The sequence below is a fragment of the Micromonospora sp. 050-3 genome (assembly GCF_046549335.1).
Classification (GTDB): domain Bacteria; phylum Actinomycetota; class Actinomycetes; order Mycobacteriales; family Micromonosporaceae; genus Micromonospora; species Micromonospora trifolii.
The window spans coordinates 2,062,668-2,076,718 of the sequence record NZ_JAJPVX010000001.1; the positions used below are offsets into that span (position 1 = coordinate 2,062,668).

Consider the following 14,051-nt stretch of genomic DNA (forward strand, 5'->3'; position numbering starts at 1 on the left):
GTGCCCGACGTGGAGGCGGTGTTCCGCGCGGAGTACGGCCGCGCGGTCGCCGTCCTGGTCCGCCTCCTCGGCGACATCGACCTCGCCGAGGAGGCCGTCCAGGAGGCCTTCGTCATCGCGGTGCGACGCTGGCCGCGCAGCGGCCTGCCGCCCAGCCCGGCCGGTTGGATCATCACCACCGCGCGCCACCGGGCCATCGACCGGCTGCGGCGGGAGGCCTCCCGGGCCGACCGGCACGCCCAGGCGGCCCTGCTGTACGCCGCCGACCCACCCGTGGAGGAGGGACCCGTGCGCGACGACCGGTTACGTCTGATCTTCACCTGCTGCCATCCGGCGCTCGCACCGAGCACCCGCGTCGCCCTCACCCTGCGGCTGCTCGGCGGCCTGAGCACCGCCGAGATAGCCCGCGCCTTCCTGGTGCCGGAGCTGACGATGGCGCAGCGGCTGGTCCGCGCCAAGTCGAAGATCCGCAACGCGGGGATCCCGTACCGGGTGCCCCGCGACGCCGACCTGCCCGACCGGCTGCACGGCGTCCTCGCGGTGCTCTACCTGATCTTCAACGAGGGCTACACGGCCAGCGCCGGCCCGCACCTGGTCCGCGCCGAGCTGTGCGTCGAGGCGATCCGGTTGACCAGGCTGCTGGTGGAGCTGATGCCGGACGAACCGGAGGCGCTCGGTCTGCTCGGCCTGATGCTGCTGACCGAAGCCCGCCGGGCGGCGCGGACCACCGCCGACGGCGACCTGGTGCCGCTGGCCGAGCAGGACCGGCGCCGGTGGGACACCACAGTGATCGCCGAAGGGCAGGCGCTGGTCCGCCGCTGCCTGCGCCGCGCCCGGCCCGGCCCGTACCAGATCCAGGCCGCGATCGCCGCTGTGCACAGCGTCGCGCGGCGCGCCGCCGACACCGACTGGGCCCAGATCCTTCAGCTGTACGACCAGCTCACCGTGGTCGCCCCCGGCCCGGTGGTGGCGCTGAACCGTGCCGTCGCGCTTGCCGAGGTGTCCGGTGCGGCGGCGGCGCTGACCGAGGTGGACAGCCTCGACCTGGTTGGCTTCCACGTCTACCACGTGGTCCGCGCCGACCTGCTGGCCCGGCTCGGCCGGGGCGGGGAGGCCGTCGAGGCGTACCGGACAGCCGTCGCACTGACGGACAACGCGGCCGAACGGGCCTTCCTCACCGCACGCGCGACGGCCCTGGCGACGCCCTGAGGGCGCGTTTGCCGCAGGGGCGGCCGGGAACCCGAGGCACCGCCGCAGCAGGGGATGGGGAGGGGCCATGGCGTACCGTCCGACCGTCGTCGACACCGCGCCCGACCTGTCCACCCTCACGCTCGGCGTGGAGGAGGAGTACCTGCTGCTCGACCCGGACAGCGGCCGGAATCTGCCGGTCGCCGACCAGGTGCTCGCCGCGCTGCGCGGCCCCGCTCGGGACCAGAGCCGCCAGGAGTTCCGGCACAGCATGGTGGAGATGGTCACCCCGGTCTGCGCCGACCTCACCGAACTGCGCGGGCACCTGGTGTCGCTGCGCCGCTCCGCCGCCGAGGCCGCCACGGCGGCCGGGGCCCGGCTGGTGGCGGTCGGCGCCACCCCGGTGGCCGAGCCGCACCGGACGGTCCCCGACGAACCGCGCTACCACGCGATGTCGCGCCGGTACGGGCCGGTGGCGCACGACCCGGCGGTGTGCGGCTGCCACGTGCACGTCGGGCTGCCCGACCGGGAAATGGCCGTGCAGGTCTGCAACCACCTGCGGGTGTGGCTGCCGGTGGTGCAGGCGATCACCACCAACTCGCCGCTGCACGACGGGTACGACACCGGGCACGCCAGCTGGCGCTCGATGCAGTTGGAACGCTGGCCCAGCATCGGACCGACGCCGTACTTCGACTCGGCCGCCGACTACGACCGCACCGTCGACGAGTTGATCGCCGCCGGCATCATGCTCGACGCGGCGATGGTCTACTGGTATGCCCGGCCGTCGTCGACGTACCCGACGGTGGAGGTGCGGGTCGGTGACGTCGGCACCGAGGTGGACGACGCGGTGCTGGTCGCCGCGCTGGTCCGATCCCTCGTGGCCACCCTCGCCGACGACGTACGCGCCGGGGTGACCGCCCCGAACGTCCGCGACTGCCTGGTCGCCGCGGCGCACTGGCGGGCCGCCCACGACGGTCTCGACGGCGAACTGATCGACCTGCGCGCCGGTGGCACCCGACCCGCCTGGGCGCTCGTCGACGAGCTGATGGCGGTGATCGCCCCGGCCCTGCTGCGCCACGGCGACCTCGGGTACGTGTTGGCGCAGCTCGCCCGGTTGCGCCGCGACGGCACCGGTGCCACCCGGCAGCGGCGGGTGCTGGAGCGTGCCGGGGATCTGCACGCGGTCCTCGGCGACCTGGTCGCCCGCACCGCCGCCGCCTGACACCCGTTACAACGCCGCCGGGGATCAGCGGATGTCGTGGGTCTGGAGCCACAGCTCCAGCAGACCGAGTTGCCACAGCTTGTTGCTGCCGGCCGCGGCCTCCGCCCGGTCCGGCTCGGCGAGCAGATGTGCCACGTACTCCGGGCGGAACAGCCCCCGCTCGCGCGCGGCCGGCGCCTGCAACGCCTCGGCGACCAGCTCGCGCACCGGACCGTCCACATTGCGCAGCGCCGGCACCGGGAAGTAGCCCTTCGGCCGGTCGACCACCTCGGCGGACAACACCTCCCGGGCGACCTCCTTGAGCACGCCCTTGCCACCCTGGGCGACCTTGTGCTCCGGCGGGCAGTGCGCGGCCAGGGTGACCAGGTCCTGGTCGAGGAAGGGCGTGCGCACCTCCAGACCCCACGCCATGCTCATGCTGTCCACCCGCTTGACCGGGTCGTCGGGCAGCATCAGGTGGGTGTCCAGGCGCAGCACGGCGTCCAACGCGGTCTGCGCCCCGGGCGCGGCGAGATGCCCGGTGAGCAGGTCCCGGCTGGCGTCGTGCTCCAGCGCGTACGCCGGGCCGACGATGCGGCGCAGCTCGTCATGGCCTCGGTCGAAGAACGCGGCGGCGAACGTCTCGGCGGCGCCGTGCCGGGGCGCCTCGATCAGTGGCTGGTGGTAGCCGTAGCCGGCGAACACCTCGTCGGCGCCCTGCCCCGACTGGGCCACCTTCACGTGCTGCGCCACCTGCTCGGAGAGCAGGTGGAAGGCGACCACGTCGTGGCTGCCCATCGGCTCGGTCATCGCCAGCACGGCCCGTCGGACGGCGGGCACCAGGTCGTCGTCGGCCAGTCGGATCCGATGGTGGTCGGTGTCGTACGCGCGGGCCACCAGATCGGAGTAGTGGAACTCGTCGCCGGACTCGCCGTCGCGGCTGTCGAAGCCGATGCTGAACGTCCGCAGGTGCTGCTGGCCGGCCTCGGCGAGCAGCGCCACGATCAGGCTGGAGTCCAGTCCGCCGGAGAGCAGCACCCCCACCGGCACGTCAGCGACCAGCCGCCGGCGTACCGCCGCGCGCAGCGCGTCGCCGATCGCGGCCCGCCAGTCGGCGGCGTCCATTCCCGCGTCGGCGGGCTCCCGCACGTAGTCGGGTCGCCAGTAGACCTCCTCGCGGCTGCTCCCGTCCGCCTCGATCACCCGCAGGGTGGCCGGCGGCAGCTTGCGCACGCCACGCAGCACGGTCCGCGGCGCGGGCACGATAGAGTGCCAGGACAGGTAGTGGTGCAGCGCCACCGGGTCGATGCCGGTGTCGACGTCACCGGCCCGCAGCAGCGCGGGCAGGGTGGAGGCGAACCGCAGCCGACCCGGTGTCTCGGCGAGGTAGAGCGGTTTGATGCCGAGCCGGTCGCGGGCCAGGATCAGCCGCCGCCGGACCCGGTCGACCAGCCCGATCGCGAACATGCCGACCAGGTGGTCGACGAAACGCTCACCCCAGTGGGCGTACGCCACCAGGATCACCTCGGTGTCGCTGGTGGAGTGGAAGGCGTACCCGGCTCGGCGTAGCTCCTCGCGCAGCTCCGGGTAGTTGTAGATGCAGCCGTTGAAGACCAACGCCAGGCCCAGGTCGTCGCGGACCATCGGCTGCCCGCCCGCGTCGGACAGGTCGATGATGGTGAGCCGGCGGTGCCCCAGGGTCACCCAACCGTCGGCGAACAGGCCCTCGTCGTCCGGGCCGCGTGAGCGCATCGCCTCGGTCATCCGGGTGACCGCTGCCGCGTCGGGCGTGCGGCCGTCGAATCGCGCCTCCCCGCTGATCCCGCACATCAGCCGGGCCTCCCGTCACCTCGCCCCCGACCGGTGCCGGCCGGTCCCGCCGACCGGACGGGGCCGCTGGCTACCCGTGCCGGCGGCGGGCAAACCCGTCAGCCGCGCAGGGTGCGCAGGATGCGTGCCAGCTCGGCGCGGTCGGTGTCATTGAGGTGACCGAAGAAGCGGTCGGCCTCGGCCCGGCGGGCGGCCCGGATGGCGGTGCTGACGCGGTCGCCCTCCTCGGTGAGCGCGACCAGTGTCGCCCGGCGGTCGGCCGGGTCGGGTCGGCGTTCGACCAGCCCCCGGGTCTGGAGGTCGTCGACGACCTCGGTCGCCGAGCGGGGCGCGATGCGCAGGTGCTCGGCGAGGGTGCCGGGGCGTACCTCGCCGTGCCGGGCCAGGACGCCGAGGGCCCGGGACTGGCTGGGGGTGACGTCCCAGGGCGCCAGTGAGTCCCGGGTCTGCCGGCGCAGACGGGACGCCACCGCCCAGAACGTCTCCGCCAGGCTCTCGTCGTCGGCGCTGTCGACGGTGTGCTCGGTCACCGGAATACGGTAGCAGGAGAAGTGGTTGTTCCCTCATGATGAGGTAACCTCAGCAATATTGTCGACGAAAGGTAGTGCCCCCTTGGAACCCACCCCGAAGGGCCGCGACCGCGGCCACCGCACCGTCAGCGCCGAAGAGAAGGCGCAGGCCCGTCAGGTGTCGCTGCGCCGCATCGGCCGTCTGTTCACCCCCCACCGGCCCGCGCTGGCCGCCGTCACCGCGATCATCGTGGTCTCCTCGATCGTCGCGATGGCCACACCGTTCCTGCTGCGTGCCGTGATCGACCGGGCCCTGCCACAGGGCGACGTGACGCTGCTGGTCTGGCTGGTCCTCGGCATGGTCGCCGTCGCGGCGGTGACCTCCGCCCTGGGCGTCGTACAGACCTGGATCTCCACCCAGGTCGGCCAGCGGGTCATGCACCGGCTGCGCACCGACGTCTTCAGCCACCTCCAGCGCCAGTCGCTCGGCTTCTTCACCCGCACCCGCACCGGCGAGGTGCAGTCCCGGATCACCAACGACATCGGCGGCATGCAGTCGGTGGTCACCTCCACCGCCACCGCCGTCGCCGCCAACCTCACCACGGTGGTCGCCACCACTGTCGCCATGGTCGCGCTCTCCTGGCAGCTCTCCCTGGTCTCGCTCGTGGTGCTGCCGCCGGCAATCTGGCTGACCCGGCGGGTCGCCCGGATGCGCCGCGAGATCACCGCCCAGCGGCAACGCGAACTCGCCGACCTCAACGTCACAGTCGAGGAAGGGCTCTCGATCAGTGGCATTCAGCTGGCCAAGACCCTCGGCACCGGCCCCGCGCTGATCGACCGCTTCACCGCCTCCTCGGCCCGCCTGGTCGACCTGGAGCTGCGCAGTGAGCTGGCCGGCCGCTGGCGGATGGCCTCGATGAGCATCATCTTCGCCGCCGTGCCGGCGGTCATCTACCTCGCCGCCGGGCTGCCCGGCACCGCCGGCACGCTGAGCATCGGCACGCTCGTCGCCTTCACGGCCCTGCAGGGCGGCCTGTTCCGGCCGCTGATGGGGCTGCTCAACGTGGGTGTCTCGCTCACCGCGTCACTGGCGCTCTTCGCCCGGATCTTCGAATACCTGGACCTGCCGGTCGACGTCGACGACCCCGCCGAGCCGGTCCGCGTCGAGCCCGCCCGGGTACGCGGCCACCTGCGCCTGGAGGATGTCACCTTCGGCTACCCGGGCAGCGACACCGCAGCCCTCGCCGGGATCACGCTCGACGTGCCCGCCGGCACCAGCCTCGCCCTGGTCGGCGAGACCGGCTCCGGCAAGAGCACCCTCGCCGGCCTGGTCAGCCGGCTGCACGACCCGACGGTCGGCCGGATCACCGTCGATGGCGTCGACCTGCGCGACCTGCGCCTGGCCGACCTGGCCGCGATCGTCGGCGTGGTCAGCCAGGAGACGTACCTGCTGCACACCACAGTCCGGGAGAACCTGCGCTACGCCCGGCCGGAGGCCACCGACTCCGAGATCGAGGACGCCACCCGCGCCGCCCAGATCCACGACCTGATCGCCGGGCTGCCCGACGGGTACGACACCATGGTCGGCTCCCGCGGCCACCGGTTCTCCGGGGGTGAGAAGCAGCGCCTGGCCATCGCCCGGACGCTGCTGCGCGACCCGCGCATCCTGGTCCTCGACGAGGCCACCAGCGCGCTGGACACCGAGACCGAACGCGCCGTACAGCGGGCCTTCGACGTGCTCGCCCAGGGGCGCACCACGATCACCATCGCGCACCGGCTCTCCACGGTCCGCGCCGCGGACCAGATCGCGGTGCTCGACCACGGTCGGATCGTCGAGGCCGGCACCCACGACAGCCTGCTGGACCGCAACGGCCGGTACGCCACGCTGGCGGCCTGAACCCCGGATCACAACCGTCTCGAAACAGTCCGGGAACTGTCTCGTTATGGCGCGGTCAGGTGGCGGTAGACGGTGGCCCGCGAGACACCCAGCGCGGCCGCGATGGCGTCCACCGAGTGGGTGCCCGCCGCGTGCATCCGCCGGGCCGCCTCGACCTGCTCCCGGCCCAGCGCGGGCGGCCGTCCCGGCCGCCGACGCCGGTCCGCCGCTCCCGCCGGAGTCGCGCTCCCCAGGGTCGCGTCCGCGTGCGTCCCGGCTGCGGCGTCCGTGTGCGTCCCGACTGCGCCGTCCGTGAGCGGGCCGGCCGCGGCGGCGGGCAGCGGGGCCAGCAGTCGGCGTACGCCGTCGAGCATGTCGGCGCGCAGCACCTCGTCGGGCACGTCGATGAAGAAGACGATGGGATCGCTGCACGCGCCCACCGCCTGCATCGCGAGGACCCGCTCGCGACGCCCCGCGTTCGGCCCGGCGATGAGGTCGTTGGCCCGCATCGCGATCTCCATCAGGCGGTGGTACGTGTCGCCCCGACCGATCAGCGCGATGTCGTGGAAGAGCATGCCGAGTGGCCGGCGATGGGCGAGCATGATGTCCACCCAGCCCTCCAGCACCGTCCACCGGGCCCGATCGCCGGGCTGTGTCTGGGCCGAGTCGAGCAGCGCCTCCAGGTCCGCCACCAACGGCTCGACCAGGGCGGCGAGTAGATGCTCCTTGGCCGGAAAGTGATACAGGATCGCGGTCTTGGTCAGCCGCAGCCGCTCGCCGATCTGGCGCAGCGAGGTGCGCTGGTAGCCGTGTTCGGCGAACAGGTCGAGCGCGGCGCGCAGGATCCGGGTGCGGGTGTCGTCCGCGGGATCGGCGGTCATGCCGGCCAGCCTAGCGACGTCCTGACCAGTGGGCACGATCACCGTTGATTCGACTGACCAGCGGTCAGTACAGTGGTGACGGTCGACGCAGCCAACGGCAGGAGGGGCGCCATGCCCGTCATCTCGATCGGCAATCTGGTCAAGACGTTCGGTGCCATCCGGGCACTCGACGGGCTGGACCTGCACGTCGAGCAGGGGGAGGTGCACGGCTTCCTCGGGCCCAACGGCTCCGGAAAGTCCACCACCATCCGGATCCTGCTCGGGTTGCTCCGCCGCGACTCCGGTGACGCCCAGGTGCTCGGCGCCGACCCGTGGCGCGACGCGGTCCGCCTGCACCGCCGACTGGCGTACGTGCCGGGCGACGTCAGCCTCTGGCCCAACCTCACCGGCGGGGAAGCCATCGACCTGCTCGGTCAACTGCGCGGCGGCCTCGACCGGCGCCGCCGCGACGAGCTGCTGCACCGCTTCGACCTGGACCCGACCCGCCGCTGCCGCACCTACTCCAAGGGCAACCGGCAGAAGGTGGCCATCGTCGCCGCCTTCTCCTCCCCGGTGGAGCTGTACGTGCTCGACGAGCCGACCTCCGGCCTCGACCCCCTCATGGAGGCGGTGTTCCAGGACGAGGTCCGGCGGGTCAAGCAGGCCGGCGCCACAGTGCTGCTCTCCAGCCACGTGCTCGCCGAGGTCGAGGCGCTCTGCGATCGGGTCAGCATCATCCGCGAGGGCCGCACCGTCGAATCCGGCACCCTCACCGAGCTGCGCCACCTCACCCGCACGGCGGTGACCGTCGAGACCGCCCGCCCGGTCACCGGCCTGGACGCGCTGCCCGGCGTGCACGACGTGCACGAGGTCGACGGCCGAATCCACCTGGAGGTCGACCCCGCCCACCTCGACGAGCTGCTCGGCCAGCTCATCCGTTTCGGCGTGCGCGCGCTGACCAGCACGCCACCCACCCTGGAGCAGCTCTTCCTACGCCACTACGGCGACGACCCCGCCGCCACTGCCACGGGCGCTCCCGCCGTCGCTGCTGCTCCGGTGGCTCCCGTCGCTGCTGCATCGGGCGCTCCCGCCGCTGCTGCCACGGGCGCTCCCGCTGCTGGCGCCTCGGACGTCGACGCGCAGGCTGACGCGCCGCAGGGCGGTGCCCGGTGAGCGCCCTCACCGGTACGACCCTTCTGGCCCGGCTCGTGCTGCGCCGCGACCGGATCCGCCTCGCCATCTGGATCCTCGGCACACCCCTGCTCGGCTACGCCCTCGCCGGCAGCGTCGCCGGCATCTATCCGGACCAGGAGACCCGGCAGGGCTACGCCACCACCTCGGCGTCCAGCCTGGTCGCCCGCGCCTTCAACGGCCCCATCCACGGCACCGACCTCGGTGCCGTGGTGGTCGCCGAGACGTACGTGACGCTGGCCCTGATCGTCGCGCTGCTGAGCACCTTCGCGGTGACCCGGCACACCCGCCAGAACGAGGAAACCGGGCGGGCCGAACTGCTCGGCGCCAACGTGGTCGGCCGGTACGCGCCACTCACCGCCGCGCTGCTCGTCATCGTCGCGGCGAACACAGTGGCCGCCGTGCTGCTCGCGGTCGCGCTGGTCGGCGCCGGTCTGCCGCTCGCCGGCTCCGTCGCGGCAGCGGCCGCGATCGGCGGCGTCGGTGTCGCCTTCACCGCGATCGCCGCGGTCACCGCCCAGCTCTCCGTCACGGCGCGCGGCGCCAACGCGCTCGCCGCCGCCACCGTCGGGCTCTCCTTCGTGCTGCGCGCCGCCGGAGACGTACTCGGCGAACAGAGCGCCGACGGCACCCGCGTGCGGAGCGCCTGGCCATCGTGGATCTCCCCCCTCGGCTGGGGCAACCAGGTGCGAGCCTTCGACGGTGAACGCTGGTGGGTGATCGCCCTGCCCGTCGCGCTGCTGCTCGCCGGCGTGGCGCTGGCGTACACCCTCGCTGAGCGACGCGACCAGGGCGCCGGGCTGATCGCCCCCCGACGCGGCCCGGCCACCGGCGCGCCACGGCTGCTCAGCCCCACCGGCTTGGCCTGGCGGATGCAGCGCGGCACGCTGCTCGGCTGGGCGGTCGGCGTGGCCGTGCTCGGCCTCTCCATGGGCGTCGCCGCCGACGAGTTCGACGACATGATCGACGCGAATCCAGCCGCTGCCGAAGCGATCAACGCGATGGGCGGCGGAGCCGACCTGATCAACGCGTACCTGGCCGCGATGCTCGGCCTCTTCGCCCTGACCATCGGCGCGTACGTCGTGCAGGCCCTGCTGCGCGTACGCGGCGACGAAGCCGACGGGGTGCTGGAGGCAACCCTCGCCACGGCGGTCAGCCGCACCCGTTGGCTCGGCACCCAGGTGCTCGCCGCGACACTCGGCGCGGTCGCGCTGCTGCTCCTCGCCGGCGTGACCACCGGCCTCGGCTACGGCATCGTCACCGGAGACCCGCTCGGCCAAGCCGTCGAGCTGGGCGGCGCCGCACTGCTGCGCCTGCCCGCACTGCTCGTGATCGCCGGGGTGGTGACCGCGATCTTCGGGCTGCTGCCCCGCTGGTCGGTGGTGCTGTCCTGGACGGCGCTGCTGGTCTTCCTGCTCCTCGGGCAGCTCGGCGCGGTGCTGGAGCTGCCGCAAGCCGCGCTCAACGTCTCGCCGTACACCCATGTGCCGGCCGTACCCGCTGTCGACCCGGCGGCGCTTCCCCTGGTGGTGCTGGCGGCGGTGGCAGCGGCCCTGCTCGCCGTCGGCGTGGCCGCCTTCCGCCACCGCGACGTCCCATCGTGAGCCGCAGTTCGGCGTCCCGATGATCGCTGGCAGTTGAGCAACTCGACACGCCGACGCCAGCCCTGCTGAGCTGCCACCGATCACCTGAACTAGCTGTACTGCCCAGGGAGGTTGGTTAGGCGGCTGATGGGTGGGCGTTTGCCGATCGCGGTGTGGGGCCTGTGATGGTTGTACTCGTGTATCCAGGCGGGTAGTGCGTTTCGGCGGGCTGACTCGCTGGAGTACATCCGTTTGAAGGCCCAGCCCTGGGCCATCGTGCGGTGGAAGCGTTCGATCTTGCCGTTGGTTTGTGGGCGGTAGGGGCGGGTGCGTTTGGCGGTGATGCCGAGTTCGGTGCAGGCGTCACGCCAGGCGTGGCTGCGGTAGCAGCTGCCGTTGTCGGAGAGCACCCGTTGGGTGACGACGCCGCGGTCGTGCAACCAGGCCACGGCTCTGCGCAGGACGCCGATGGCGGTGGTGGCGGTCTCGTCGTCGTGGATTTCGGCGTAGGCGACGCGGCTGTGGTCGTCGATGACGGTGTGGACGAAGGCGGTACCGATCTTCGGATTGTGGTGGCTGTTGCGCGGTTTGCCGGGGGTGGCCGCACGGTTCTTTTTGCCTTGAACGCGGCCGACGTAGCGCCAGCCACCGCCGTCGGGGATGTTCCCGAGCTTCTTGACGTCGACGTGCAACATCGCCCCCGGGGTCGGGTGCTCATAGCGACGCACGGACTCTCCGGTAATCCGATCGATGTGAGAGAGCCGATTGAGCCGGCACCGCGTCAGCACGGCATGCACCGTCGATGAGGCCATGCCGAGGCGGTCGGCGATCGCGACTGGCCCCAGGCGGTGTTTCCACCGCAGGTGCACGATCTTGCGGACAAGGGGTTGCGGTGTCTTCCTTGGCTGCGACGCGGGCCGCGACGAACGGTCCTGCATGCCGGCCTCGCCGGCCAATCGGTAACGCTCGGCCCATCGCTTCGCGGTCGGCCATGACACGTCGTAGCGCTCGGCCGCTCGCGCGATGGGCCAGCCCTGATCCACGACGAGTTTGGCCAGACGCAGCCGAGCACGGGGAGTCAACGCTGCGTTAGCGTGAGACACGAGGACCTCCTGGTCTGTGGTGTGGTCGCCTTCAGCAGCTCCACTCCACGACAGGAGGTCCTCCCCAATCAAGATCCATCAGGTCGTGTCGTCACACGACCTCAACCAACGTCCCTGGGCAGTACAACTAGCACACGCGGCTTCCGGCCGGGCGTTGTACACAGGTCGGCGGCTGTCCACAGAGGCCCGGCAGGTGCGGTTGCGGAGGGCTGGGCAAAGGCTTCACGGTTCCGTGCGTGAACTCGGTGCTTCGGGAACTCGTGGAGCTTGGCAGTGGGCTGGTGACGCTCGGGACGGCCGGGCAGGTGGTGCCGTCGTGGACGCTTCGGCAGGCTTGCCGTAACGGCGAGTTGGTACGGGTGCTGCCCGAGGTGATCGTGGCGGCGCACCTCGTCGGTGGGCGACCCGGCGCTCCAGTCCTGAGTCGACTCGACCCCGCCATGAGTCAGCGGGCGGCTCTCGCCTGGGCCGGCGGCTACGGCGCGCTCAGTCATCTCAGCGCGCTCGCCGTATGGGGATTGCGCCCCGGGGTGCTCGGTGAGCTCGTGCACCTGAGCGCGCCGGCGAATGCGAGCCTGCGCACCCGTCCCGGGGTGATCGTGCATCGGCGCCGCGACCTGACCATCGAAGCGCCGCAGGTGGTGGTCCGGCGGGGCCTGACGGTCACCCGCCTCGAGCAGGCCCTCGTCGACTCGTGGCCGACAACGCCGCCCGACGACCGGCAGGCGTTGGTGATCCGAGCGGTCAACGACTGGCTGACCACACCCGAACGGCTGTCGGCAGCACTGGAACGGGTGCCGAAGCTGGTCGACCGGGCGGCGTTCCGGCGCCTGCTGACGAAGCTTGCCGACGGCTGCCGCAGCCCGCTGGAAATCTGGGGGCACGAGCACGTCTTCACCGGTCCCGGGATGCCGGCGTTCCGCCGGCAGGTGCCGGTCCGTGTCGGGCGTCGCCTGATGTACCTCGACATGTTCGCCGAGCGGGAACGGGTCAACATCGAACTCGACGGAGCCACCACCCACGGCAGCCCGGGCCAGCGGGAAATCGACCTGCGCCGTGATGCCCTACTGGCGGCCGTCGGGATCCTGGTCGTCCGCTTCGCCCAGCGCCGCCTCGTGCACGACGTCGACGAGGTACGCCGGGAAACCCTTGCCATTTTGGCGACCCGCCGAACCTGACGCGGTGGGCACGTGCCGGCGAGGGTTGCCCGGGGCTGGCAGCCTCGAGCGGGTGAGCGACCTTCTGACGCAGCTTCCGGCGCTCCTCGGCGTCCTGGTTGGCACCGTGGGCACGATCCTCGCCACCTCCCTCGCCGACCGCGCCCGATGGCGTCGCAGCCAGAGCGTCCGCTGGGACGAGCGGCGGCTCGACGCGTACGTCGACTACGCGCACGCCCTGAAGGAGAGTCACGCTGTGGCGCTGCGACTCACGACCGAGCATCGGCCGGGATCGCGGAGCCACCCCATCGACCGCGAGGAAGGGCTGGTCCGGCTGGCCGAGGCGGACGCTCGGCGCACCATCGTCTGGGAGAACCTCCTGCTGCTCGGCGACGAGCCGACGGTCGCCGCCGCCGCCAGCTGGCGGGACGCGATCTGGCAGGTGGAACGGCTCGCACGGGGGATGGTCGAGCCGCCGTCGGACGTGGTGGAGATGCTGGCCCGCGTCGACGAGGCCCGCGACGGGTACTACCGGGCGGCCCGGCGCAGTCTGGGAGTGCGCGGGGGGTCGGTGGAGCAGTCCGCGACGCTGCGGAAGGCGTTGGTCGATCGGTTCGCCGGGACGCCGGAGGCGCCCGCCACCTGAGTGCTGCGGTGCCGGGCGCCGCCGCGAACGTTCCCATGGGACGGCGGCTGACGGGTACCGGACACTATCGACGGCCGTGCGAGCGGTTTGTCGCACGCTACCGCGACACTGAGGCTTCCTCGAACGAGGAGGTGCCTTGTGCCGTATGTCAGGTCACACACCAGGAAGGGTGGCGCGCGGGTTCGGGCGCACTACCGAAGGCGACGCAGTGGCAGCGTTCGGCGCAGATCGACGGTCCGCCGCGTGGCTAGTGGCCGCAGATCCGCCAACGGTTGGGCTCTGGTGTTGTGTGCCGTCGTCGGCTTCGTGCTCCTCCGCATGGTCATCGATTTCGTGCAACGGCATCCATACTGGTCCGCTCTCCTGGTGAGCCTCATCATCGCGGGGGCGACCGCGATGGGTTTCGTCGTGTCGAAGCAGCGTGCCCGCGAGCGGGCCGACCAAGTCCAGCGGGACAGGCTGATCGCGGTGACCGACACGATGAGCGGGCCCGAGTTCGAGCAGTGGTTCGCCCGGATCCTGGTCGCGTCCGGGTTTCGGAACGTGACGGTGTGCGGTGGCTCAGGCGACCGGGGAGCGGACGTCCTGGCGCTCGCCCCCGACGGCCGACGCGTCGTGGTGCAGTGCAAACGGCAGAGCCAAAACAACCGGGTCGGCAGTGCCGCGATCCAGCGGTTCGCCGGCACCTGCCGAGACATCCACGGTGGCGAGATCTGCATGCTCGTGACGAACAGCTTCTTCACCGCGGGCGACGGTATTCAGATAGCCCGGCAGCTCAACATCACGCTCGTCGACCGCGATGCGCTGGAAGTGTGGGCCTGGACGGGGAGACCAGCGCTAGGGTCCATCGCGGGAGGCGGATCGGATTGATGCGCCCGAAATGGTCAAGTCACCGCACGTCTCCGAG

General features: G+C 72.0%; 11 protein-coding genes and 1 pseudogene. 8 read left to right on the forward strand and 4 right to left on the reverse strand.

The annotated features are described in order from the left end of the window. Complete coding sequence (locus tag ACLJOK_RS09285) at positions 1–1,209, forward strand: RNA polymerase sigma factor (RefSeq protein ID WP_410817619.1); 1,209 nt, start codon at positions 1–3, stop codon at positions 1,207–1,209. A 67-nt stretch (positions 1,210–1,276) separates the two neighbouring features. Beyond that, a complete protein-coding gene (locus ACLJOK_RS09290) occupies positions 1,277–2,410 on the forward strand; it encodes a glutamate--cysteine ligase (RefSeq protein ID WP_410817621.1) in 1,134 nt (377 codons plus the stop codon). 24 nt (positions 2,411–2,434) lie between these two features. On the opposite strand, the gene ACLJOK_RS09295 is transcribed toward ACLJOK_RS09290, so the two are convergent. Both ACLJOK_RS09295 and ACLJOK_RS09300 read right to left on the reverse strand, forming a co-directional pair. After that, positions 2,435–4,219, reverse strand: a complete 1,785-nt coding sequence (locus ACLJOK_RS09295; RefSeq protein WP_410817623.1) for an N-acetylglutaminylglutamine amidotransferase — start codon at positions 4,217–4,219, stop codon at positions 2,435–2,437. A 98-nt stretch (positions 4,220–4,317) separates the two neighbouring features. Further along, positions 4,318–4,749 carry a MarR family winged helix-turn-helix transcriptional regulator gene (locus tag ACLJOK_RS09300; RefSeq protein WP_091398582.1) on the reverse strand — a complete coding sequence of 144 codons (432 nt, stop codon included), beginning with the start codon at positions 4,747–4,749 and terminating at the stop codon, positions 4,318–4,320. An 82-nt stretch (positions 4,750–4,831) separates the two neighbouring features. Between ACLJOK_RS09300 and ACLJOK_RS09305 the strand changes: the two genes are divergently transcribed. Continuing rightward, the gene (locus ACLJOK_RS09305; RefSeq protein ID WP_410817626.1) at positions 4,832–6,625 is read left to right on the forward strand and encodes an ABC transporter ATP-binding protein; all 1,794 of its coding nucleotides are present in this window, start codon (positions 4,832–4,834) and stop codon (positions 6,623–6,625) included. A 44-nt stretch (positions 6,626–6,669) separates the two neighbouring features. On the opposite strand, the gene ACLJOK_RS09310 is transcribed toward ACLJOK_RS09305, so the two are convergent. Then, positions 6,670–7,485, reverse strand: coding sequence for a TetR family transcriptional regulator (locus ACLJOK_RS09310; RefSeq protein ID WP_410817628.1), 816 nt, complete (start codon positions 7,483–7,485; stop codon positions 6,670–6,672). A 111-nt stretch (positions 7,486–7,596) separates the two neighbouring features. Between ACLJOK_RS09310 and ACLJOK_RS09315 the strand changes: the two are divergent. Beyond that, a pseudogene (locus tag ACLJOK_RS09315) lies at positions 7,597–8,499 on the forward strand (ATP-binding cassette domain-containing protein); the annotation flags it as partial. Positions 8,500–8,633: 134 nt separating this feature from the next. After that, positions 8,634–10,259 carry an ABC transporter permease gene (locus ACLJOK_RS09320; protein ID WP_410817629.1) on the forward strand — a complete coding sequence of 542 codons (1,626 nt, stop codon included), beginning with the start codon at positions 8,634–8,636 and terminating at the stop codon, positions 10,257–10,259. An 89-nt stretch (positions 10,260–10,348) separates the two neighbouring features. Here the strand turns inward: ACLJOK_RS09320 and ACLJOK_RS09325 are convergent, their stop codons facing one another. Then, positions 10,349–11,341 (reverse strand): IS481 family transposase, encoded by a 993-nt coding sequence (locus ACLJOK_RS09325; RefSeq protein WP_410817630.1) that lies wholly within the window; start codon positions 11,339–11,341, stop codon positions 10,349–10,351. A gap of 236 nt (positions 11,342–11,577) precedes the next feature. Here ACLJOK_RS09325 and ACLJOK_RS09330 point away from each other — a divergent pair, with 236 nt between their 5' ends. The 3 genes from ACLJOK_RS09330 to ACLJOK_RS09340 all read left to right on the forward strand — a co-directional run bounded on the left by ACLJOK_RS09330 (position 11,578) and on the right by ACLJOK_RS09340 (position 14,014). Next, the gene (locus ACLJOK_RS09330) at positions 11,578–12,519 is read left to right on the forward strand and encodes an endonuclease domain-containing protein (RefSeq protein ID WP_410817632.1); all 942 of its coding nucleotides are present in this window, start codon (positions 11,578–11,580) and stop codon (positions 12,517–12,519) included. 52 nt (positions 12,520–12,571) lie between these two features. Beyond that, positions 12,572–13,144 (forward strand): hypothetical protein, encoded by a 573-nt coding sequence (locus tag ACLJOK_RS09335; protein WP_410817633.1) that lies wholly within the window; start codon positions 12,572–12,574, stop codon positions 13,142–13,144. Between the two features lie 366 nt (positions 13,145–13,510). Then, a complete protein-coding gene (locus ACLJOK_RS09340; protein WP_410817634.1) occupies positions 13,511–14,014 on the forward strand; it encodes a restriction endonuclease in 504 nt (167 codons plus the stop codon). The last annotated feature ends 37 nt before the right edge of the window (positions 14,015–14,051 follow it).